The organism is Actinoplanes utahensis (assembly GCF_016862455.1).
GTDB lineage: Bacteria > Actinomycetota > Actinomycetes > Mycobacteriales > Micromonosporaceae > Actinoplanes > Actinoplanes utahensis.
Window position 1 is genome coordinate 14,510 of the sequence record NZ_BOMZ01000112.1, and the last position, 21,341, is coordinate 35,850.

The 21,341-nt window shown below is 70.9% G+C and carries 17 protein-coding genes and 3 tRNA genes; 10 read left to right on the forward strand and 10 right to left on the reverse strand.

All coding sequences use genetic code 11. From position 1 onward, the window contains the following. Window positions 1-149: 149 nt before the first annotated feature. Window positions 150-1,319 carry a hypothetical protein gene (locus Aut01nite_RS39900; protein ID WP_161790656.1) on the reverse strand — a complete coding sequence of 390 codons (1,170 nt, stop codon included), beginning with the start codon at window positions 1,317-1,319 and terminating at the stop codon, window positions 150-152. 404 nt (window positions 1,320-1,723) lie between these two features. On the opposite strand from Aut01nite_RS39900, the gene Aut01nite_RS39905 reads away from it, so the two are divergent. The 4 genes from Aut01nite_RS39905 (at window position 1,724) to Aut01nite_RS39920 (ending at window position 2,320) form a co-directional block, all read left to right on the forward strand. Further along, window positions 1,724-1,912 (forward strand): hypothetical protein, encoded by a 189-nt coding sequence (locus Aut01nite_RS39905; protein ID WP_043526507.1) that lies wholly within the window; start codon window positions 1,724-1,726, stop codon window positions 1,910-1,912. Between the two features lie 138 nt (window positions 1,913-2,050). Continuing rightward, window positions 2,051-2,122 (forward strand) — tRNA-Gly (locus Aut01nite_RS39910). Between the two features lie 38 nt (window positions 2,123-2,160). Then, window positions 2,161-2,231, forward strand: a tRNA-Cys gene (locus Aut01nite_RS39915). Between the two features lie 14 nt (window positions 2,232-2,245). Next, window positions 2,246-2,320: transfer RNA gene (locus Aut01nite_RS39920), tRNA-Val, on the forward strand. A gap of 189 nt (window positions 2,321-2,509) precedes the next feature. On the opposite strand, the gene Aut01nite_RS39925 is transcribed toward Aut01nite_RS39920, so the two are convergent. Continuing rightward, a complete protein-coding gene (locus Aut01nite_RS39925) occupies window positions 2,510-3,556 on the reverse strand; it encodes a hypothetical protein (protein ID WP_152628776.1) in 1,047 nt (348 codons plus the stop codon). Window positions 3,557-3,755: 199 nt separating this feature from the next. Continuing rightward, complete coding sequence (locus Aut01nite_RS39930) at window positions 3,756-6,887, reverse strand: AAA family ATPase (RefSeq protein WP_043526512.1); 3,132 nt, start codon at window positions 6,885-6,887, stop codon at window positions 3,756-3,758. 350 nt (window positions 6,888-7,237) lie between these two features. On the opposite strand from Aut01nite_RS39930, the gene Aut01nite_RS39935 reads away from it, so the two are divergent. After that, the gene (locus tag Aut01nite_RS39935; RefSeq protein ID WP_173476696.1) at window positions 7,238-8,590 is read left to right on the forward strand and encodes an FAD-dependent oxidoreductase; all 1,353 of its coding nucleotides are present in this window, start codon (window positions 7,238-7,240) and stop codon (window positions 8,588-8,590) included. 40 nt (window positions 8,591-8,630) lie between these two features. Here Aut01nite_RS39935 and Aut01nite_RS39940 read toward each other — a convergent pair whose 3' ends face one another. After that, window positions 8,631-10,508, reverse strand: a complete 1,878-nt coding sequence (locus Aut01nite_RS39940; protein ID WP_043526514.1) for an acyl-CoA dehydrogenase family protein — start codon at window positions 10,506-10,508, stop codon at window positions 8,631-8,633. Between the two features lie 288 nt (window positions 10,509-10,796). On the opposite strand from Aut01nite_RS39940, the gene Aut01nite_RS39945 reads away from it, so the two are divergent. Genes Aut01nite_RS39945 through Aut01nite_RS39965 form a run of 5 tightly spaced genes read left to right on the forward strand, consistent with a single transcriptional unit; the run spans window position 10,797 to window position 15,598 of the window. Continuing rightward, window positions 10,797-11,642: a S1C family serine protease gene (locus Aut01nite_RS39945; protein ID WP_043526515.1), complete on the forward strand. Its 846-nt coding sequence runs from the start codon at window positions 10,797-10,799 to the stop codon at window positions 11,640-11,642. A 34-nt stretch (window positions 11,643-11,676) separates the two neighbouring features. Next, complete coding sequence (locus Aut01nite_RS39950; RefSeq protein WP_043526517.1) at window positions 11,677-12,669, forward strand: AAA family ATPase; 993 nt, start codon at window positions 11,677-11,679, stop codon at window positions 12,667-12,669. After that, a complete protein-coding gene (locus tag Aut01nite_RS39955; RefSeq protein WP_043526519.1) occupies window positions 12,670-13,545 on the forward strand; it encodes a DUF58 domain-containing protein in 876 nt (291 codons plus the stop codon). It begins immediately after the preceding gene. Further along, on the forward strand, window positions 13,542-14,504 hold the full coding sequence (locus tag Aut01nite_RS39960; RefSeq protein ID WP_043526521.1) for a VWA domain-containing protein: 963 nt from the start codon (window positions 13,542-13,544) through the stop codon (window positions 14,502-14,504). Before Aut01nite_RS39955 ends, Aut01nite_RS39960 begins: the two co-directional genes overlap by 4 nt. Next, window positions 14,504-15,598, forward strand: a complete 1,095-nt coding sequence (locus tag Aut01nite_RS39965) for a VWA domain-containing protein (RefSeq protein ID WP_043526522.1) — start codon at window positions 14,504-14,506, stop codon at window positions 15,596-15,598. The genes Aut01nite_RS39960 and Aut01nite_RS39965 overlap by 1 nt, the downstream gene beginning before the upstream one ends. 112 nt (window positions 15,599-15,710) lie before the next feature. On the opposite strand, the gene Aut01nite_RS39970 is transcribed toward Aut01nite_RS39965, so the two are convergent. The 6 genes from Aut01nite_RS39970 to Aut01nite_RS39995 all read right to left on the reverse strand — a co-directional run bounded on the left by Aut01nite_RS39970 (window position 15,711) and on the right by Aut01nite_RS39995 (window position 21,273). After that, entirely contained in the window at window positions 15,711-17,267 is a 1,557-nt protein-coding gene (locus Aut01nite_RS39970) for a molybdopterin-dependent oxidoreductase (protein ID WP_083999186.1), read from the reverse strand. Between the two features lie 92 nt (window positions 17,268-17,359). Next, window positions 17,360-18,001, reverse strand: a complete 642-nt coding sequence (locus Aut01nite_RS39975) for a fasciclin domain-containing protein (RefSeq protein WP_043526525.1) — start codon at window positions 17,999-18,001, stop codon at window positions 17,360-17,362. A gap of 230 nt (window positions 18,002-18,231) precedes the next feature. Then, window positions 18,232-18,984, reverse strand: coding sequence for an anti-sigma factor (locus tag Aut01nite_RS39980; RefSeq protein WP_043526527.1), 753 nt, complete (start codon window positions 18,982-18,984; stop codon window positions 18,232-18,234). Continuing rightward, window positions 18,981-19,604 carry an ECF RNA polymerase sigma factor SigK gene (gene sigK, locus Aut01nite_RS39985; protein WP_043526528.1) on the reverse strand — a complete coding sequence of 208 codons (624 nt, stop codon included), beginning with the start codon at window positions 19,602-19,604 and terminating at the stop codon, window positions 18,981-18,983. Before sigK ends, Aut01nite_RS39980 begins: the two co-directional genes overlap by 4 nt. A gap of 186 nt (window positions 19,605-19,790) precedes the next feature. Next, window positions 19,791-20,252, reverse strand: coding sequence for a class F sortase (locus Aut01nite_RS39990; RefSeq protein WP_236642766.1), 462 nt, complete (start codon window positions 20,250-20,252; stop codon window positions 19,791-19,793). 232 nt (window positions 20,253-20,484) lie between these two features. After that, window positions 20,485-21,273 carry a GVDTG sorting domain-containing protein gene (locus Aut01nite_RS39995; RefSeq protein ID WP_043526532.1) on the reverse strand — a complete coding sequence of 263 codons (789 nt, stop codon included), beginning with the start codon at window positions 21,271-21,273 and terminating at the stop codon, window positions 20,485-20,487. Between the last annotated feature and the right edge of the window lie 68 nt (window positions 21,274-21,341).

Below are 21,341 nucleotides of genomic sequence, written 5' to 3' on the forward strand. Positions count from 1 at the left end.
CTCGCGGCCGCCACGGCAGGCGTTCCCTCCCGGCCGTCCCCGGGTGCGGGTCATGCACGCCCGTCCCGGTCACCAGCCGGACAAAACCGCAACCGGCCCGGGACCGCTCCACGCCGGGATCCGGCCGTCGCAGTCGCAAGTGGCTACGGTCAGGTGCCGGTGCCCTGCTCAGTCGTCGTGCCCTGCTGGGTGGCACCCTGCTGTTGTTCGAAGCCGGAGCCAGGTTGCACACCCGAATCCGTGCTCGTGCTCGCGCCTGTGCCCGAATCCGTGCTCGTCCCCGTCCCCGCGCTCGTGTCCGAATCCGTGCTCGTGTCCGAATCCGTGCCCGTGCCCGTGCCGTTTTGGGTGCCGCCCTGCACGTCGCCGCCGGGCATGCCGCCGCCACCCTGCATCCCGCCCGGACCGCCGCCACCGGGACCGCCCTGCCGAGTGGTCTGCTCGGTGGTCGCGGCGGGGGTGGCACCGATCGCGGACATGACCGCGGCGGTGATGCCGGAACTGGCGATCGCGGTGACCAGGACGGCGGCGATCAGGACCAGCTTCGGGCTCTTGGCGCCCCTCGGTCTGCCCGCGGCCGGCTGCGGTGCCGCCCATGACGCCGGCGGGGGCCCGGCCGGGGGAAACGGGCCCTTCGGAGGTACCGGGCCCTTCGACGCGACCGGGCTGTTCGAGGGGTCCGGGCTGTTCGGGGCATTCGGACCGTTCGGCGGAAGCGGGCCGTTCGGCGAAACTTGGTTGTTCGGTGGGACCGGGGTGTTCGAGGGGTCCGGGTTGTTCGGCGGGACCTTGCGGTTCGAGGGGATCGAGAACGCGGCGGTCGCGGCCCCGGCGACGATCTCGGTCGAGACGGGTGGCGCGGCCAGCGCGGGAAAGGCGTTCACCGGGGCGTCCTGGGCGTTCTGGGCGTTCTCCGAGGCGCTTGCCGTGACGGTGATGATCTCGGTAGCGGTGATCGGCGCACCCGTGATGATCGTCTCGGTCGGCGTCGCCCATGGATCCTGGGCCGCGGTCGCCGCCCCCACGCCGGGCGTCGCCTCCGAGCGGGTTGTTGCTCCCAGGTTGGGCGTCGCCTCCAGGCGGGTCGTCACTCCTACGTCGGGCGTCAGCTCCATGCGGGTTGTTGCTTCAACGCCGGGCGTCGCCTCCAGGCGGGTCGTCGCTCGCACGCCGGGCGTCGGCTCCATGCGGGTCGTCGCCTCCATGTCGGGTGTTTTCTCCGTGTCGGGCGTCGTATCCGGAGCGGTCGTCTCGTCCATGCCTGGCGTCGCGCCGGTCTTCGCCGGGGAGACGGCGGTGAGCTGGTCGTACGGGGTCATCGGGGCCTCCTGGGCTTCGTCGGCGAGGACCATCGTGCGGAGCGAGGTCGTGCGGGTCCTGTGTGCCGATCAGGAAGCCACTGTCAACGGCGGACACCGGCTGAACGGTTTCCCAGCTGATCCCCGACGGAGCCGGTGATCAGGCCGGCGCCCGGTCCGAGGCGGCGGCGTCCATCAGGTGGCGCGGGACGCGGGCCGTACCCCCGTCCCGCTTCGCCGTGCCCGCGTGCCGCCTCCTCGTCAGGCCCGCCCATGGTCCGAACGGATGACCCGAGGACTTCCGGATGGGCCGGCGTCCGGCTGACGTCCTACTGCCGAACCGGGTGGATCTCCTCCGACGGGCGACCGGTATTGCTGCGGCCTTCCGGCGTGCGAGATTGTCGCCCGTGTTCGAGGAGGCCCCCATGGAAGAAGCATTTCTGGCGTACACCGCCGGCCGCGCCGACGGCGAAGCCGGGCACCGTGACCTGACCCGTGCCGATCATCCGGAGACCGGGCAGGACTACCGGGTCGGCGTCGTCGATGGCAGTGTGGTCGCGTTCCAGGCCGAGCTGGTGGCTGAGGTCCGCCGCCTGCTCGGTGAGAACCGCTAGTCGCCCGGCCGCCCCTGCCCGGTGCCGTGCAGGGGCTCTGACCAGGGCATTCACCCGGAGGGCGGGGGGTGCTTTGGCAAGGCCGGGGTGACTCGGCTAGTGTTTCATCCGTCGCCGGGGGAAACGCCGGAGAGACAAGCGGAAGTGGCGCAGTGGTAGCGCATCACCTTGCCAAGGTGAGGGTCGCGGGTTCGAATCCCGTCTTCCGCTCGGAGAAGGCTGTTGCTGATCCTTGCATCGGCCGCCTCGGTGGAGTGGCCGAGAGGCGAGGCAACGGCCTGCAAAGCCGTGTACACGGGTTCAAATCCCGTCTCCACCTCGCTTTACAGTGCGGGGCGATTGGCGCAGCGGGAGCGCGCTTCCTTGACACGGAAGAGGTCACTGGTTCGATCCCAGTATCGCCCACCAGTAAGTCATGCAGCCGGACACCCGATGTGGTGTCCGGCTTTCGTTGTTCCCGCGTTGGAGCCTGCTGCCGGCGAACCGGGTGTCAGGGGTGGTCGAGGATCCGGCGTTCGGAGAGGTCGGGAAGGTGCCGGGCCGCGGTGATGTCGTCGTGCAGGACTGTCAGGCCGCCGACCGCGCGCACGCGCGGATTCACGGCCGGGGCGACGTGTCGGCGTAGGGGACGCCGTGCTGTGGGGTGGTGCCGTAGGCGTCCAGTGGTGGGCTGGTGAAGAGGCGGGCCAGGCCGGCCAGCGTGGTGGCGACCGTGATGAGGTCGGCCGGTGGGAAGGGCTGCCCGGTGGCGGGGGCGGTGCGGGCGGTGATCAGGTCGCGGCCCTCGAGCCACCAGTCGCTCAGATCGTGCTGGAGGGTGTAGGGGAGCACGCCGGCGGCGAGCGCGGCCTCGTGGAACGCGGTGTCCGCGGCCTCCAGCGTGGCGGCTTCCGCCGACTCGCGGCGGCGGGTGGTGTTCATGAAGCGGGACAGCCGGGCGTGGGTGAGGCGCAGCCGGGGGTAGGCGGCCGGGAGGTGGATCACCCAGACGGTACGGCGGACCTGCTCGCGGGCGGCCACGCCGACCGTGCGGCCGTCCTCGGAGAGTTGCATGGTGTCGAAGACGGTGTAGGGCAGGCCGTCGATCTCGCCGCCCAGCACACCGGCCGGGGCGAGCGCGGCCGCGGTCGGGTAGAGGTCGGTCCAGCGGCCGTCGACGGCCAGCAGGTCGCTGTCGCGGTAGTGCAGGCCGTGGGCGGTCGCGTAGTCGCGGCGGGGGGCGAGCAGCGCCAGCCGCTGCCGGTTCAGGAAGCGCCGGTACAGGACGAGGGCGGCCACGACGGCGATCACGAACAGGAGGCAGCCGAACCAGCCGGCGGTGGCCCGGCCGATCGCGCCGGTGTACAGGGCGACGCCCAGCGCGGGGTTGAGGGCGGCGAACCGCTGGATGGGGATTCTGTTGACGGTGCTCTCGTCGTGCCATACCCGGCCGCCGGCGGTCGCTGTCGAGTTGAGCGCGCGGGCGAGGAACCAGTAGGCGAAACCGGACAGGATCAGCGCGGTCCCGGCGCCGACGAGCAGGCCGGTCGTACCGCCGATCAGGGCCGAGCCCGCCGCGCCGCCGACGCCGAGACCCGCCACGAAGAGGGCGAAGAGCGCCCCGGTGGCCGCCATTCCGTGACCCTCGTACTCCCTGGAACTCATCTTCGGCCCTTTCCCCGGCTTGGCGAGGAATCGATGGTAGTCATCGGCCGGGCGTGGCTCGTACAACGCAGGTATGGCCTTCGGGGTAAACCTGCGTGGTATCTCAGAGAGCCAGCCGTTGCCGCAGCTCGTCCAGCCGGCCGCGCTCGACGGTTGCGCAGCCGGGCCAGGTCCCGCCCGATCGGGGAGCGGCCGCCGGTCAGGGCGCCACCACATCCTCCGGGAGCAGGGTGGTCAGCGCCTCCCGGGTGACCGTCGCGCCGCGCAGGCGCAGCGCCTGCCGGCCGGTGGCGAGCTCGAGGATCTGCCGCATGGCGCGGGCGTTGCCGAAACCCCGGTCCCGGGGCAGACCGGCCAGATGGTCACGCAGCGCGGTCCGGGTCTCCGGGGCGATCGTGTAGTCCTGTTCCTCCGCCATCCTGGTGAAGATCTCCAGCAGATCGTCGTCGGTGTGCGGGGCGAACGTGATCGGCGGACGGAACCGGCTGGCCAGGCCGGTGTTGGCGGCCAGGAAACGGGACATCTCGTCGGGGTATCCGGCGGCCACCACGACCACCTCGTCCCGGTGGTCCTCCATCAGTTTGATCAGCGTCTCGATCGCCTCCCGGCCGAAGTCGGAGCCCGGCCCGTCGTGCGGGGTCAGGCTGTACGCCTCGTCGATGAACAGGACTCCGCCGCGGGCCTCGCTGAATCGGGCCCGGGTCTTCAGCGCGGTCTGCCCGACGAAACCGGCCACCAGATCGGCCTGGCCGACCTCGACGATGGCGCCGTTGGCGAGCACACCCAGCGCGGCGAGCAGACGGCCGTAGAGGCGGGCCACCGACGTCTTCCCGGTGCCGGGCGGCCCGGTGAAGATCAGGTGCCGGCTCAGCGGCTGGACCGCCATGCCGTGCGCGGCCCGGTGCTGGGCCAGTTCCACCTGGGCGACCAGGGTGGCCACCTCCTGTTTCGCCTCGGCCAGCCCGACCAGCGCGTCGAGTTCGGCGAGCAGGCGGGACACCTCCTCCTGGTCGACCACGCCGACGCCGACGGCGATGCCCGCCGCCCGGCCCGCCGCGGCGACGTCCTCCGGGCGCAGGGCGGTCAGTGACTCACGGTCACGAGCGTCTTCCTTGATCGTACGATCGGCGAGGCTCTGTCTCATGTCATGGAAGACCTGGCGGGCCGCCCGCGCGTTGGCGAACCCCGGCGTCCGGGCGAGCTGGGACAGCGCCGTGGTCAGCGCCACCGCGGTGTCGGCGGGCACCGTGTACTCCTCGTCCGCGGCGAACTTCGTCACGATCGCCACCAGCTCCGCCGGTGTGTAGTTCGGGAAGTCGATGGTCGCCCCGAACCGGCTCCGCAGCCCCGGGTTGCTGTCCATCAGCTTGCGCATCTCGTTCGGATAGCCGGCCGCGATGACCACCGTGTCGTCCCGGTGATCCTCCATCAACTTCATGATCGTCTCGACGGCGTGCCGGCCGAAGTCGCGGCTGGAGCTGTCGTCGGCGGCCAGCGCGTACGCCTCGTCGATGAACAGCACCCCGCCGCGGGCCCGCTGGAACGCCGCCCGGCTCAGCTTCTCCGTCTCGCCGATCACCGATCCGACCAGGGTGGACCGGTCCACCTCCTCGACGTGGTTGCGCCGGATCACGCCGAGCGCCGAGGCGATCGCCGCGTACCGCCGCGCCACCTCGGTCTTGCCCGTCCCCGGCGGGCCCGCGAAGATCAGATGCCGGTGTGTGACGCCGCGTGGCAGGCCCTGCGCCTCCCGGCGGCGCTGATGCTCGATGAGGTCGGCCAGCCGGCGGATCTCGGTCTTCACGTGGCCCAGCCCGATCATCGCGTCCAGTTCCGCGAGCGCCACGTCGAGGCTGGTCACCGGCTGGTCCGGGGCGGACGGCCGGCCCGGCCCGGAATCCGGGCCGCCGGGCTCGGGACCGTCGGGCTCCGGCAGCGGACCGGTGTGCCCGGTGAAGGTCACCCGTGGCGTGCCGCTCAGCACCACGTCGTCACCGTTGCCGGTGGCCGTGCACTCGGTCACCGCCAGGGCGCCGCAGTCGGTGAAGAACATGCCGGTCGCGCGGTGGCCGGTCGAGGCGACCCGGATCAGGTCGCCGGTGCAGCCCTCGCCGACGACCAGCCCGGACTTGCCGCCGGTGACGACCGCGCCGGACACCGACAGCCGGGTCTGTTCGGCGACCAGCCCGAGCGGGGTGCCGGAGATCCGGAGGTCGGTGCCGGTGAGCCGGGCGCCGATCGTCACCAGGCCGATGTCGGCGGCGCCCTCGACGGTGAGGTCGTGCACGGTGACGGCGCCGTCCTGGACACCGACGGCGGTGCGGACGCCGCTGATCCGTACCGCCTCCAGGCGCACCTCGGACGCGGAGCCGCCGACGCCGACCGCCGGCAGGCTGGTTCGCAGGTCGGTGACCGTCAGGTGGGAGTAGACGCCGCCCGCGTCGGCCACCGCCAGGGCCTGCCCGGTGCCGCCGGTGACCGTCACCCGCCGCATGGTGGGCGCCGCGCCGCTCAGCACCGAGATGCCGGTGGCGACCCCGGTCAGGCGCAGGTCGTCGAAGTGCGAGGTGGCCCGCTCGCGCAGGTGGATCGCGGTGTCGGAGGCCGAGCGCTCGACCGAGCAGTCCTCGAAGACACCCGCCGCGGCACTCACCATGATCGCCTGGCCGGGCAGGTCGTGCAGCCGGGCCCGGCGGATGGTGGGGCGAGCCCCGCTCTCCACCGCGATCGCCGGCAGCCGGCTGCCGGTCACGTCCAGGTCCGAGCAGGTGCCGGTGGCGCCGTTGCGCCAATACAGCCCGTTGCCGCGGGAGTCCCGCACGGTGCAGCCGGTCACGTCCACCGCGCTGCCGTCGGCCACCACCCCCGAGCCGACCGGGCCGATGACGCACTGGTCCACCAGACCGGCGGCGTCGACCACCTGCACACCGTTCGCCTCACTGGACCGGATCCCGCACCGGCGCACCGTCACCCGGCCGGCCGAGACGTACACCGCGGTGCCGGCCGCCTGCACCTCGCAGTCCTCCAGGGTCAGGTCGCCGCCTTCCACCATGATCCCGCCGCTGTTCCGGTCGGTGACGGTGAGTTGCAGGCCGGACACCGCGACCGTGCCGCCGGACACCTGGAGGACCGGTCCCTGCCCGGACGACCAGCGCACCGTGCCGCTGCCCCGGGCCGGAACGATCCGCAACGCCGTGAAGATCCGGATGCCCTCGTGGTAGTCGCCGGGCGCGAGCACGATCGTGGCGCCCGGCGGCGCCGCCGACGCCGCCGACAGGATCGTCTGGTGGTGCCCCGCCCATCCCGGCGCGACGTGAATGACGCTGCTCATGACACTGCTCCCCGCGTGCACAGTGGATCCCGCAGCAGCCTATGCGACACCGGCTCGGAGATCGGAACGCGCCGATCGACGGTGGCCGCGGAGGCGGGGTCACGGGAGGTGCCCGGGGGTGAGGTTCTTTCGGGTGGCCTAAAATTCCCTCCGGTGGGTGGAAGGGAGACCTGTCACACAGATTTGGCTGTTTTTGCAGCTCAAAGCCCTGCGTAAGGGTGCCCTAAGTACGTTTTGAGGGATTTGGTGACCAGGGTCGCATTGATCTAAACCTAGGTTGAGGTTTTAAAGTCGCTACGTTTGCCGTCGATCTTGGCTGACGGAACCGAAGCGCGAGTTAGGAAGCGACCATGAACCGCCCCCTGCGAGTTGCCGTCATCGGTGCCGGCCCGGCCGGCATCTACGCCGCCGACCACCTGATCAAGGCTTCGGAGACGGTCACCGTCGACATCTTCGACAAGCTGCCGACCCCCTACGGACTGATCCGGTACGGCGTGGCGCCCGACCACCCCCGGATCAAGGAGATCGTCAACGCGCTGTTCCGGATCCTGGACAACCCGCGGATCCGGTTCATCGGCAACGTCGAGTACGGCAACGACGTCAAGCCGGAGGAGCTGAACCGCTTCTACGACGCCACGATCATCTCGACCGGCGCCGAGAAGGACCGCTCCCTGGACATCCCCGGCATCGACCTCCAGGGCAGCTTCGGCGGCGCCGACTTCGCCTCCTGGTTCAACGGCCACCCCGACGTGCCGCGCGACTGGCCGCTCGAGGCCAAGGAGGTCGCCGTCATCGGCGCCGGCAACGTGGCCGTCGACGTGGCCCGGATCCTCGCCAAGACCGCCGACGAGCTGCTGGTCACCGAGATCCCGGACAACGTCTACCAGGCGCTGAAGGCCAGCCCGGTCACCGACGTGCACATGTTCTCCCGCCGCGGCCCTGGCCAGGTCAAGTTCACCCCGCAGGAGCTGCGCGAGCTGGACCACTCGCCGAACGTCGAGGTGATCGTCCACCCCGAGGGCATCGAGTTCGACGAGGCCAGCCTCGAGGCGATGCGCCAGACCCGGCACATCAAGATGTGCGTCGACATCCTGCAGAACTGGGCCGTCCGTGACCCGCGGGACCGCCCGCGCCGCCTGCACCTGTACTTCCTGCAGGCCCCGGTCGAGGTGCTCGGGGAGGACGGCAAGGTCGTCGGCCTGCGCACCGAGACGCAGGAACTGACCGGCGACGGCTGGGTGCGCGGCACCGGCGAGTTCACCGACTGGAACGTGCAGGCCGTCTACCGAGCCGTCGGCTACCTCAGCTCGGCGCTGCCCGACCTGCCGTTCGACACCCGGACCGGCACCATCCCGCACGCCGCCGGCCGGGTCATCGACCTCGACGGCGAGCACATCCCCGGCATGTACGTGGCCGGCTGGATCAAGCGCGGCCCGGTCGGCCTGATCGGCCACACCAAGGGCTGCTCCGGCGAGACCGTCACCAGCCTCCTGGAGGACGCCGACACCCTGCCGGTCGCGCCCGAGCGGGACCCGGCCGCCGTCGTCACCTACCTGGAGCAGCGTGGCCTGCCGGTCACCACCTGGGCCGGCTGGCAGATCCTGGACGCCTTCGAGATCGCGCTCGGCGAGCCGCACGGCCGCAAGCGGATCAAGGTGGTCGACCGCGACGAGATGACGAAGATCAGCCGCGGCGAGAACTGATCAGAGAAGAGCGGCCGGGGTACGTACCCCGGCCGCTCTTTCATTTCCGGGGTGGAATGCGGCGGCGCACGTCCTCCGCCTCGCTCGGCCCGGCCTGCCAGGCGGCCACCCACGGGGTGTCCGCGGGCGGGGCGACCACACCGTCCTCCAGGAACGCGTAGCGGCCGCCGAGGACCCGCTTCGCCGCCTTCACGTCCAGGCTGTCGGTGTTGTCCCACAGGCCGGCGAACAGCGCCTCGGTCCGGATCCGGGCCTGCCGGCAGAACAGGTCGGCCAGCTCCCGGCCCTCCGGACGGTCGTCGCGCTCGGCCTGCGCGCGCACGCACACCGACGTCATGGCGAACAACTCCGCCCCGATGTCCACGATCCTGCCCAGGAACGCCTGCTTGCGCTCCAGCTTCCCCTGCCAGCGGGACATCGCGTAGAACGTGGACCGGGCGAGTCTGCGGGACGCGCGTTCCACGTACCGCAGATGAGGCGAAAGGGGGCCGAACTCCCCGTACCCCGCGGGATTCTGACCCGGGCCGACCGCGAGCGTGGGCAGCCACCGCGCGTAGAACGCGCTCGCCCGCGCCCCCGCACGGGCCTTGCGGCCGAGACCCGCCTCCGGATCGATGATGTCGCCCGCCACCGACAGGTGCGCGTCCACCGCCTCCCGGGCGATCAGCAGGTGCATGATCTCGGTGGACCCCTCGAAGATCCGGTTGATCCGCAGGTCGCGCAGGATCTGCTCGGCCTCGGACGGGCGCTCGCCGCGGGCGGCCAGGGAGTCGGCCGTCTCGTAGCCGCGGCCGCCGCGGATCTGGACCAGCTCGTCGGCGACCAGCCAGGCGATCTCACTGGCGAACAGCTTCACCAGCGCCGCCTCGATCCGGATGTCGTTGCGGTGGTCGTCGGCGATCAGGCAGCAGAGGTCCAGCATGGACTCCATCGCGTACGTGGAGGCGGCGATGAACGCGATCTTCTTGGCCACCGCCTCGTGCTCGCCGACCGGCCGGCCCCACTGCACCCGTTGCGCCGACCACTCCCGGGCGATCGCCACCGACCGCTTGCCCGCGCCGACGCACATCGCCGGCAGCGACAGCCGGCCGGTGTTCAGTGTGGTCAGCGCGATCCGCAGGCCCTTGCCGAGGCCGCCGATCACGTTCTCCGCCGGCACGAACACGTCGTGGAACCGGGTCAGACTGTTCTCCAGACCGCGCAGGCCGACGAAGGCGTTGCGCCGTTCCACGGTGATGCCGGGGGAGTCGCCCTCCACCACGAACGCGGTGATCCCCTTCTCCGGCACCCGGGCCATCACCACCAGCAGGGTCGCGACGGTGCCGTTGGTGGCCCACAGCTTCACCCCGTTGAGCCGGTAGCCGCCGTCGACCGGTTCGGCGACGGTGCCCAGCCGGGCCGGGTCCGAGCCGACGTCCGGCTCGGTGAGCAGGAACGCGGACACCTCACCGGCCGCGAGCCGGGGCAGGAACACCTCCTTCTGTGCGGGCGTGCCGAACATCTTCAGCGGCTGCGGCACCCCGATCGACTGGTGCGCCGACAGCAGCGCGCCGAGCGACGCGTTCACCGAGCCGGTCATGGTCAGCGCCTGGCAGTAGTGCAGGTTCGACAGGCCGAGTCCGCCGTACTCGGTATCGATCTTCATGCCGAAGGCGCCGAGCGCGGCGAGGCCCTGGAAGACCTCGTCCGGGATGCGGGCCTCCCGCTCGATGCGGGCGCCGTCCACATCGGAGCGCAGGTACGCCTCCAGGCGATCGAGGAATTCCGGACGCGGGCCGGCCGGCGGCCGCGGATGGATCAGGTCGAGCCGGAACCGGCCCAGGAAGAGTTCCTTGCCGAAGCTGGGCTGGCGCCACTCGGACTCGCGCGCGGCCTCAGCGGTCTGCCGTGCCTGTTTCTCCGAGACGTTCGTGCTCATACGCACCCTCCTTCTCCGCCACGCTACGCACTTCGGTTACCGTGCGGTAGCGGTCGGTGATGATCGACGTCGGCGGTGTCACGACTCGGACTCGGGCGTTGTAAAGGTGATCGTCTAAGAAGACACTAAGAACAGGACCGCCGATTCTTCGGTGGTCCTGTTCGTTTTGGCATGATTTGTAGTCAGTCGACCGGGAATAGCGTTCCGGAAATCATCAGAAGTCTCATGGCGAATTCCTAGGAATGGCTTCTAGGGTCGATGAATGCTGAGTGTGGCGGTCCTGCCGTGATGACGGTGCTCCGCCCGGACGGCCCGGACGCCCCGGAGCCCGTTCCGGAGGAGCCGAAGACCCGAGGGAGCACCGCCGGCCTGCGCCGCAAGGTGCTCATCGGCGCCGTCGTGGCGTGGGCCGTGGCGATCACGGTGCTGGTGGCCGTCCGCGGCGGGGATCCGGCCGCCCCGCCCGCCGCCGCCCCGGCGGCCTCGCCCTCCGCCTCGCAGGCGCCCCTCACCGTGGCCGAGATCCATCAGGCGCTCACCCCGTCGGTGGTGCTGATCCGGACCACCGGGCACGACGCCGCGAACAAACTCGAGGCCGGCACCGGCACCGGCGTGATCGCCAACGCGGACGGCACCGTCCTCACCGCCCTGCACGTCGTCGACGGCGCCGAGACGGTCGATCTGACCTATGCCGACGGCACGACGTCGGCAGCCGTCGTCGCGAGCCGGAACCCGGCGCAGGACATCGCCACCCTCACCCCGCAGAAACTGCCGGAGACCCTGATCCCGGCCGTGCTCGGCGGCGGCGGCGCGGTCGGTGACGACGTGGTGGCGATCGGCAACCCGCTCGGCCTCGCCTTCAGCACCTCCAGCGGCGTCGTCTCCGGACTGCAGCGCCGGATCGACGGCGACGCCGGCAAACCGGACATCGAGGGCCTGATCCAGTTCGACGCGGCGGTCAACCCCGGCAACTCCGGCGGCCCGCTGATCAACGACCGCGGGCAGGTGATCGGCATCGTCATCGCGCTCGCCAATCCCAGTGGCGCCGGCACCTTCATCGGCATCGGTTTCGCCGTCCCGATCGGTTCCGCTCTCGGCGGTGGCGAGGGCGACGGCCAGGCGCCCCCACTCTGACGCGTTCCTTCTCCGAGCTGAAAGCGACTGACATATGAGCTGGACCGACGCTCCGCCCGCCTCCGCCGGCCCGATCGAGAAGGTGCTCTACGAGGTCAAGAAGACCATCGTCGGCCAGGACAACCTGCTGGAACGGCTGATCGTGGCGCTGCTGGCCCGTGGGCACATCCTGGTCGAGGGCGTGCCCGGCCTGGCGAAGACGCTCGCCGTGAAATCCCTCGCGGAGGCGATCGGCGGCGACTTCCACCGGGTGCAGTTCACCCCCGACCTGGTGCCCGCCGACATCGTCGGCACCCGGATCTTCCACCAGCAGTCCGGTGAGTTCCGGGTCCAGTTCGGCCCGGTCTTCACCAACCTGCTGCTGGCCGACGAGATCAACCGCGCCCCGGCGAAGGTGCAGAGCGCGCTGCTGGAGACCATGCAGGAACGGCAGGTCACCATCGGCCGGGAGACCCACCGGCTGCCGAACCCGTTCCTGGTCATGGCGACCCAGAACCCGATCGAGAACGAGGGCGTCTATCCGCTGCCGGAGGCCCAGGTCGACCGGTTCATGATGAAGGTGGTGGTCGGCTACCCGAGCGTGACCGAGGAGTTCGTGGTCGTCGAGCGGGCGCTCGGCAAGGCCGCCGCCATTCAGAAGATCATCGACCCGGACGTGCTGACCGGGCTGCAGGACGAGGTCGACCGGGTCTATGTGGACCCGTCGCTTATCGAGTTCGCGGTCAACCTCGCGCACGCCACCCGAGACCCGGCCCGGGTCGGCCTCACCGACCTCGCGCGGTACGTCACGTTCGGCGCCAGCCCGCGATCCTCGATCAGCCTGGTGCTGGCGGCACGGGCGCTCGCCTACATCCGCGGCCGGGAGTACGTCGTGCCCGAAGACCTCAACGACCTGGCCCTGGACGTGCTGCGGCACCGGCTCGTGCTGTCCTACGAGGCCCTCTCCGACGAGGTCACCGCCGACCTGATCATCGCCAAGATCCTGGCGAACATCTCGTTCCCGGAACCCGCGGGCCGGGGCCGCTAGATGGCCGGCGCACCCGACCGGTTGCTGCGGCGCCTCGAGTGGAGACTCGGGCGCCGCCTCGACGGGCGCCTGCAGGGGTCCTACCGGACGGTGTGGCACGGCGCCGGGCTGGACTTCACCGATCTGCGCGCCTACACGCCGGAGGACGACGTCCGGCACATCGACTGGAACGTCACGGCACGTCTCGACGAGCCGTTCGTCCGGCAGTACACCGAGGATCGGGAGATGACCGCGTGGCTGGTCGTCGACAGGTCGGCGTCGATGCGGGCGGGTAAGGAGTCGTCGGCTGCCTCGCTGGCGATCAGTATCGCCAGGCTGATCTCCCAGGGCGGGAACCGGGTCGGGGCGATCCTTTTCGACAACCGATCCCACCGCGTTGTCCCTCCGCGAGCCGGGCGGGACCAGGTCCTGCGTATCGCGCGGGACCTCACTTCAGGATTCGTGCCGAAGAAGTCGAACAAGACGACGGACTTGGCGGCGATGCTCAAGCTGGCGGCGACGACGACGTCTCAGAGAAGAAGCCTCGTCTTCGTGATGAGCGACTTCATCGGCGACCCCGGCTGGGACCGCCCCCTCGCCCAGCTCAACCACCGTCACGAGGTCGTCGTCATCCGCGTCGTCGACCCCGCCGAACTGGACCTGCCCGACCTCGGACTGATCCTCGTCGAGGACGCCGAGACCGGGGAACAACTGCTCGTCGACACCAGCGACCCGCTGCTGCGGGCCAGGCTCACCGAACAGGTCGGCGCCCACGAGGAGGAACTCGGCGCCGGCATGCGCAAGGCCGGCGTCGACGCCCACCGGATCACCACCGACCAGGACATGCTCGCAACCCTGGTCGACATGGTCCGCCGATCCGGACGGAGACGCCGGTGACCTTCCTCTACCCGGCGGTGATCGCGGTCGCCGTCGTCCTCACCGCCGCGGCCGTCTACGGATACGTCGCCCTGCAGAAACGCCGGAACGCCGCGTTCCAGGCAGCCGGTCTCGGGCCGCCGAAAGGGTTCCGGCGGCATCTCCCGTACGCACTTCTGCTCGCCGCCCTCCCGGTCATGCTGATCGGGCTGGCCCGCCCCCAGGCCGAGGTCGCCGTCCCCCGGGTCGCCGGCACCGTCCTGCTCGCCTTCGACATCTCCAACAGCATGTCCGCCACCGACGTCGTCCCCAGCCGGCTCGCCGCCGCGCAGCAGGCCGCCACGGCGTTCGTCGAGGACCAGCCGGACACCGTCGACGTCGGCGTGCTCGTCTTCGGCGACACGGCACTGCTCACCCAGGCGCCCACCGACGACCACGCCGCCGCCATCGCCGCGATCGGCCGGGTCGCGCCCAGCGGCGGCACCTCGCTCGGCCAGGCCATCCTGGTCGCGCTCGGCACCATCACCGGCAAACCGGTCAGCCTCCCGGCGGAGGGAGCGGCCCCGGCCACCCCGGACCTCGGGTACTGGCCGTCGGCGACGATCGTGGTCTTCTCCGACGGTGAGGAGACCGGCGGACCCGACGTGCAGGCCGCCGCCGAACTCGCGGCCGCCGCCGGGGTGCGGATCCAGACCGTCGGCGTCGGCACCGTCCAGGGCGCCACCGTCGAAGTCGACGGGTTCCAGCTGGGCACCGCCCTCGACGAGACGCTGCTGACCACGGTGGCGCAGGTGACCGGTGGGGCGTACCAGCAGGCCGGTGACGCCGCCTCGCTCGCGGAGCGGACCGGCGCCCTCGACCTGCGGCTGACCACCGAGAAGGAGCCGATCGAGCTGACCGCGCCGTTCGCGGCCGTGGCCCTGCTGCTCCTGACGCTCGGCGGTCTGCTGGGCACCCGCTGGAACGGAAGGATCGTCTGATGTCGCTGAGCTGGCCGTGGGCACTGCTCGCGCTGGTGGCCGTACCGCTCCTGCTCGCCGTCCGCTGGTGGCTGAACCGGCGCCGCAAACGGAGCGCGATCACCGTGTCGAGCATCGCGCTGATCCGGGCCGCGCTGCCCGGGCGGACCGCCTGGCGCCGCCGCGTCCCCGTCTACCTGTTCCTGACCGGTCTGGCCGCGCTCGCCGCCGGGGTGGCCCGGCCGCAGGCGTCGGTCGCCGTGCCGTCCAACGACACCACGATCCTGCTGGCCATCGACGTGTCCGGTTCGATGTGCAACACCGACATCGCCCCGAACCGGCTCGCCGTCGCCGTCGACGCCGCCCGCGAGTTCGTCGAGGCGCAGGACGGCGACACCCGGATCGGCCTCGTCGCGTTCTCCGGGATCGCCGGACTGCTGGTCCCGCCGACCGCCGAGAAGAAACCGCTGCTGGACGCCATCGACAATCTCAAGACCGCCCGCGGCACCGCCATCGGCCAGGCCATCCTCACCTCGATCGACGCCATCGCCGAGATCAACCCGGAGGTGGCCGGCACCGGCGCCGAACTCAGCGGCGCCACCCCGGACGGCGCCCCGGTCGACTACGAGCCGGACACCATCGTGGTGCTCACCGACGGCTCCAACACCACAGGCGTCGACCCGGTCACCGCCGCCGAACAGGCCGCCGCCCGGCGCCTGCGCGTCTACACGATCGGTTTCGGCACCACCGAACCGCAGCAGATGGTCTGCACCGCCGAACAGGTCAGCGGCGACTCCCCGTTCACCGGCGGCGGTTTCGGCGGCAACGGTTTCGGCGGTGGCGGCCGCGGCGGCGGCAACCGGGAGATCGACGAGGAGGCGCTGACCAAGGTCGCCGACCTGACCGGTGGCCGCTACTTCAAGGCCCAGGACGCCGAACAGCTCACCGACGTGCTCGGCGACCTGCCCCGCGAGTTCGGCCTGACCAAGCGGAACGTCGAGATCAGCGCCTGGTTCCTGCTGCTCGGCACACTGCTGGTGACCGCCGGCGTCACCCTGTCCCTCTGGTGGAACCGCGGCCCCGCGATGCGCCGCTCACCGTCCACCACCCCATGACGCCTTATACGGACACGGTCGGTGCCTCGGCTTCGTGATCGCCATCGCGGAGATGGGTGACGGCCTGACCGGCCTCCTGGAACATCCTCTCGGTTGGGTCCCGGGGAAAGTGCTAGGCGATGGTGACGGTGATGGTGTGCCAGCCGGTGGCGCCGTCGGGGAACGGTGTCGCGCGTTCCCCTGCCTGTACCGCGCCGGTACGGTCGGCCGCGCGTACGGCGATCGAGTGGGGGCCGGGTTGCGCGTTCCAGGTGTATCGCCATTGCGCCCAGGTGTCGAGGGACGGTACGGGCAGCAGTTCGGCCGCGTTCCAGTCGCCGCCGTCGATGCTGATCTCGACCCCGGCGATGCCGCGGCCTTGGGCCCAGGCGACACCGGCGATGGTCTGAGTGCCGGCGGTGAGCCGGGCGAAGGGTTTCGGCCTGTCGATGCGGGACGCTGTCTTGACGGTGCCGTGGGTCGCCCATCCGCGCTCGACCCAGTAGGCGTCGACATCGGCGAACGTGGTGACCCGCAGTTCGGTGAGCCATTTGCAGGCGCCCGCGTAGCCGTAGAGGCCGGGGGTGAGCATCCGTACCGGGAAGCCGTTGACCAGGGGCAGGGGTTCGCCGTTCATGCCGACGACGAGCATCGCGTCGCGTCCGTCCAACAACACGTCGATCGGGGTACCGATCGTCATCCCCTCCGCGGACCGGGCGATCAGTTGGTCGGCGCCGGCGCGGAGTCCGGCTTGGCGCAGCAGCGGTGCCAGGGGTACGCCGAGCCAGCGGGCGGTGCCGATGTACGGGCCGCCGACCTCGTTGGAGACGCAGTTCAGGGTGATGTCGCGTTCGATCAGCGGCCGGTCGAGCAGGTCGTCGAAGGAAAGCTCGAGCTCGTTGTCGACCATGCCGTGGATGCGCAGCCGCCACGTCTCAAGGTTGATGCGGGGGATGGCGAGGGCGGTGTCGACCCGGTAGAAGTCCTTGTCGGCTGTCACGAATCCCGGTCCGGTACCGGCGGGCAGCGGCACGGCCGGGCTAGCCGCTGCAGGAAGCAGTAGGGCTTCTCGTGTTCTGGCGGCCGCGCCGGCCCGGGCTCGCTTCACCCACTGGGCACTCGCGCCAGCTGTCGCCGTACCGCCGGCGACCAGGGCTGCCGAGCGCAGGAAGGAACGACGGTTGAAGTCGGGTTCCGGTGCTTCCGCGACCGCGCCCGAATCTGCTGACGACTTCCTGGTAGGTGCGTTGTTCTGGGTCGGCTTCGGTGTGCACCGGTGCAACAGCCACCACAGGATGGCGCCGGTGATGGCAGCACCGAACAGCGACGGCACCGTGTCGACGACGTCGGCGTCAGGACGGGACAGGGCTGCGGCTGCCCCGGCCGCGCCGAAGAGGGTGGCGCCGGCCACGACAACGATCCGGCGCCGCAAGCCCAGGATTCCGGTGAGTGCGGTGAACAGCAGCAACACCACGACGATGCCGCCGAGCAGCGCTGGCTTGTCGTAGGTGCCGAGTTCACGTACCGCGACCTCTTTGACGGCGGTGGGGGTGGCGTCGATGACCGCACCGCCCACCGCGACCAGCGGCCCGGCCTGGGGCCGGGTCGCGGCCGCGAGAATCTCCGCGGCCGCGACGCCGAAGCCCGCGGCGAGGATGCCGGAGGCCGCGCCTGCCATGATGCGCCGCATCGACGACCTCCGGCTGTTTCGGGCCGGCTCGGTGATCGAGCCGGCGGTCCGGTGGAGCTGGATCAGTGGGGGTGGGGGAAGGCTCGGTCGGGTCAGCTCTTGGGCATCAGGACGGTGTCGATGATGTAGACGTTCGCGTTGGCGGTCTGCACGTTGCCGCAGACGACCGCGGCGGTCCCGTCAACCTTGAACTGCTCGCCGCTGCCGCTGACCGTGACCTCGCCGCCCTGCAGAGTCTTGTGGGGGCCGGCCAGGTCGCTGGGGGTCAGCTTCCCGGGGACCACGTGGTAGGTCAGGATGCTGGACAGCGTCTTCTTGTCCGCGAGGACCTTCTTCAGGTCGGCGGCGGGGATCTTGGCGAAGGCGTCGTTGGTCGGGGCGAACACGGTGACCCCGTCGGCGGTGTTCAGCGAGTCGACCAGGCCGGCCTGGTCGACCGCCGACACCAGCGTCGACAGCAGCGGGTTGCCGGACGCTGCGGCGGCGACCGGGACCTGGGCCATCGACTCGAAGCTGCCCTTGTTCGCCGGGTCGGTCGGCACCGCGGCGCAGCCGGGACCGAAGTTGACCATGTCCATCGCGGCCGACGGGCTCGCCGCCATGGTCGGTGCTGCGGTGGTCATGGTCGGAGCGGCCGATCCGGCGGTGCTGTCGTCGGCGTCGCTGCCGCACCCGGCGAGCGAGATCGAGAACAGGACGGCAGCGGTCATGGCGGTGAACTTGTTTACGCGCATTTGGTTTGTTCCTCCATCATCGGGGCTTACGCCAACGATTCGGAACAATCCCGGCCGCGGATTGGCCGGCCTCAAGGATTCTTTCGCGGGCTTCGCGTCGGGTCTTCACCGCCGGCGCTGATTTCCGTCTCGTTCGCCGGATCGGTCAGCCCGGCGGCACGGCGAACACCGCCGGACGCGATCGCTGTCCGGCGGTGTGTGGGCTGCGGCTCAGACGGTCACGCTCACCGTCAGGCCAGGACGACCTTGGCGAGGACGTTGGTCGGCTGCGCCGATCCGCCGGCGGGCTCCAGGGAGACCGCGACCACGTCGTGGTCCGGAATCCCGTCGACCACGTAGGCCGCCTGCTGCCGGCCGGCAGCCAGTACTTCCGCGCTCACCGGCTTCTCGGTTCCGCGGATCGTCCACAGCTGCAGCGCCTGATCCGGCCCCACGACGGTGTCGGCTCGCACCGACACGACCGCGGCGCCCTGAGCAGCCGACGACGCCACGGTCACCCGGCCGCCGCCGGTCATCGGCGCCGTGTGCACCCTCAGGTCGGGTGCGGCCAGGACGGCCTGGGTGCGGGCTTCCCGCTGCCGGGCCTCGGCCGCGGTGATGCTTTGTTCGCGTACGCGCTGCTCCTGCACGGCGTAGACGGTGGCGCCGGTACCGGCTGCCAGGACCAGCGCCGCGGCGTACGCCGCCACCCGGGCCCGCCACCGTACGGTGGGCGCCTCTCGGCCGGTGCGAAGGTTTCCGGTGTCGGCCGGCGGTAGCTGGCGGGTGCGCCCGATGGCGGCCATGACGTCGGCGCGCATCCGCGGCGGGGGAGCCGACCAGGTGTTGTCGGCCAGCCGTGTGGCGGCTTCCCGGAGTTCGCTGACATCGGTAAGGCAGCTGGAGCAGTCGCGCAGGTGGCGTTCGAACGCGGCGCGCTCCAGGTCATCGACCGCGTCCAGGGCGTAGGCACCGATCAGGGCGTGGATGTCGGTGGTCGTCATGCTTTTACCTCCACACCCAGGCAGTCACGGAGGCGGATCAGGCCGTCGCGCATTCTGGTCTTCACCGTCGGTAGCGGGGTTTGCAGTAGGTCGGCCACTTCACGGTACGAGTGGCCCTGGTAGTAGGCGAGGGTCACCGCCTGCTGTTGCAAGGGGGTGAGGCCGTCGAGGCAGCGGCGTACCTGCTGTCGTTCGAGCCGGCCGGCGACCTCGTCGGCGACTTCGTCGTACGGTGTGTCGATCGATGCGGCGCCTACTTTCAGCGTCCGGTCGGTGGAGGCCTGTTCGGCGCGCACGCGGTCGACGGCGCGGCGGTGGGCGATGGTGAAGATCCACGCGGTGGCCGATCCGCGGGCGGCGTCGAAACGGGCGGCCGTGCGCCACACCTCGACCAGCACTTCCTGTGCCACTTCCTCGGCTTGGGCGGGATCGCGCAGAACCCGGCGGATGAGCCCGTACACGCGCGCGGCGATGAGGTCATAGAGACGCCCGAACGCTGTCTCGTCGCCGCGGGCGACCGCTTTCAACAGCGTGCCGGGGTCGGTGGCCTGATCGGGTCCGCTCTTGTCAGGAACCGCTGACAGGTGATCCGGGCGGCGGGCATTGCCGCGCTCCGTCATGGAAAGACTCCTTCACCCTGGATTGCCCCGGCTCGACGCCGAGTGCCGGGGATTCGGTGCCAAGGCGTGACTGGATGGGTCGACCGAGCGATGCCCGATAGCTTCCGGCGCGTACGCGACTCTCGGTATGGTCTTCGTGCACGCTACGCCGACCGGGCGCCGGGCTCTCCCCGACGCCGCCACCGGTCAGGCGGGGTGGGCCATGCTGAGACTGGCGTAGACGACGATGTTGTCCTCGTAGTGTCCGGCGGTGCGGTCGAAGTCGCCGCCGCAGGTGATCAGCCGCAGCCCGGCATGGTCGATGGGCCCGTAGACGGCATCGGTGGGGAACTCGTTCTTCGGGTGGCGTTCGACCTTGGTGACGGTGAACATCGCCATGCCACCGTCGGCCCGGTCGATGTTGACGGTGTCGCTCGGCTGGAGGCCGGCGAGTCCGGCGAAGGTGCCGGGCCGGCCCTTGTAGTCGACGTGCCCGGCGAGGATCGCTGGGCCGAGCGCGCCCGGCGTGGGGGCTTTGGTGTACCAGCCGACTGATCTCGCGTCGCCGGGCACCTGCATGGTGCCGTCCGCGCGCTGGCCCAGCCCGGTCACCGGCTCGCTGATCCTGAGCGCGGGGATGGAGATCCGGGTCGGTGGTGAGGTTCTCATCAACGGCCCCGTGGTGAGACCGCCGGCGGACGAGCCCGGCGTCGGCCGGGATCCGGCAGCGGGCGGCCCGGTGTCGGCCGTGGCCCCTGACGGCGGGACTGAGTGTGTCGAGGCGCCGCGGGCGATGGCGGTCACGCCGACGGTGGCGAGTACGAGGATTCCCGCCGGGAGCAGGTAGCGCCCCCAGCGGCGCCCGCCCGACGTGGTGGTGCCGGCGTCGGTCATCGTCGGCTCAGTTGTGGCCGCGCAGCCGGCGGTGGGCAGCAAAGACGCCGGCCGCGGCGAGCAGAGCGATGCCGCCGATCGTGTACAGGCTGCTGGAGTCGGTGAGGCTGCTGCCGTCGCCGGTGTCCACGCCGCCGACCGGTACGGAGCCTGCTGCGGCACCGGAGACCATGCCGCAGGTGGCCGGATCGGTGGCCTCCTGCGGGATGCCCGTCAGTCCGGCCGACTTGGCCAGCGTCGACTCACCGAGCCCTTCCAGGTCGTACTTGCCGTTGTTGTTGGCGTCGATGCCGTGCTGCACGACGTGCAGGTCCTTGAGGTGTTGCAGAGTGCCCTGCGGCAGGTCGGCGCCGGCGATCGTGCGGTCGTACGACAGGTTGCCCTGCGCGTCGGCGACGGGCATCCGGTCGACGGCCAGGCCGCTGGCCTTGGTGGTGTCGCCCTTGCTGGTCAGCGAGATGAAGATGTCGCCGTAGGACGGCAGGCCTTCCTCGGTGCTGACGAACCCGTTTCCGTCCCTGTCGGCGGACATGGGCGGGCAGTGGAAGTCCATGTTGTCGACCGCGCCGTGCAGGTGCTGGGCGTGCGGGGAGTTCGGCACCAGCCCCTTCGACCGGATGCTGATCTTGAGGTCGCCGTTGCCGGTGGCGGTGAGCGTCGCCGTGCCCCAAGCGCCGGAGTCATTCAGCGCATCGAGTCTCACCTGCACGCTCTCGTCGGCGAAGGCGGTTGTCGGTGCGGCGAGCAGAACGGCGGTGGCAGCGGGCAGGACCAGCATGCTTCGGCGCAGTCTCATCAGGTCTCCTTGTCGAGGGATGTGCGCCAGGGATTCGGAGCCGCCGCTCACGCAGCTTGGCCGGCGAT

What these genes read in the sequence shown, in the direction of transcription:
- Aut01nite_RS39925 (WP_152628776.1), bottom strand. Translation starts at nt 3,556, where the DNA reads ATGAGTTCCAGGGAGTACGAGGGTCACGGAATGGCGGCCACCGGGGCG.
- Aut01nite_RS39980 (WP_043526527.1), bottom strand. Translation starts at nt 18,984, where the DNA reads ATGACGACCACCGACATCCACGCCCTGATCGGTGCCTACGCCCTGGAC.
- Aut01nite_RS39905 (WP_043526507.1), top strand. Translation starts at nt 1,724, where the DNA reads ATGGAAGAAGCATTTCTGGCGTACACCGCCGGCCGCGCCGACGGCGAA.
- sigK (WP_043526528.1), bottom strand. Translation starts at nt 19,604, where the DNA reads ATGACGGAGCGCGGCAATGCCCGCCGCCCGGATCACCTGTCAGCGGTT.
- Aut01nite_RS39965 (WP_043526522.1), top strand. Translation starts at nt 14,504, where the DNA reads ATGTCGCTGAGCTGGCCGTGGGCACTGCTCGCGCTGGTGGCCGTACCG.
- Aut01nite_RS39945 (WP_043526515.1), top strand. Translation starts at nt 10,797, where the DNA reads ATGACGGTGCTCCGCCCGGACGGCCCGGACGCCCCGGAGCCCGTTCCG.
- Aut01nite_RS39975 (WP_043526525.1), bottom strand. Translation starts at nt 18,001, where the DNA reads ATGCGCGTAAACAAGTTCACCGCCATGACCGCTGCCGTCCTGTTCTCG.
- Aut01nite_RS39955 (WP_043526519.1), top strand. Translation starts at nt 12,670, where the DNA reads ATGGCCGGCGCACCCGACCGGTTGCTGCGGCGCCTCGAGTGGAGACTC.
- Aut01nite_RS39995 (WP_043526532.1), bottom strand. Translation starts at nt 21,273, where the DNA reads ATGAGACTGCGCCGAAGCATGCTGGTCCTGCCCGCTGCCACCGCCGTT.
- Aut01nite_RS39935 (WP_173476696.1), top strand. Translation starts at nt 7,238, where the DNA reads ATGAACCGCCCCCTGCGAGTTGCCGTCATCGGTGCCGGCCCGGCCGGC.
- Aut01nite_RS39950 (WP_043526517.1), top strand. Translation starts at nt 11,677, where the DNA reads ATGAGCTGGACCGACGCTCCGCCCGCCTCCGCCGGCCCGATCGAGAAG.
- Aut01nite_RS39930 (WP_043526512.1), bottom strand. Translation starts at nt 6,887, where the DNA reads ATGAGCAGCGTCATTCACGTCGCGCCGGGATGGGCGGGGCACCACCAG.
- Aut01nite_RS39970 (WP_083999186.1), bottom strand. Translation starts at nt 17,267, where the DNA reads ATGCGGCGCATCATGGCAGGCGCGGCCTCCGGCATCCTCGCCGCGGGC.
- Aut01nite_RS39900 (WP_161790656.1), bottom strand. Translation starts at nt 1,319, where the DNA reads ATGACCCCGTACGACCAGCTCACCGCCGTCTCCCCGGCGAAGACCGGC.
- Aut01nite_RS39940 (WP_043526514.1), bottom strand. Translation starts at nt 10,508, where the DNA reads ATGAGCACGAACGTCTCGGAGAAACAGGCACGGCAGACCGCTGAGGCC.
- Aut01nite_RS39990 (WP_236642766.1), bottom strand. Translation starts at nt 20,252, where the DNA reads ATGAGAACCTCACCACCGACCCGGATCTCCATCCCCGCGCTCAGGATC.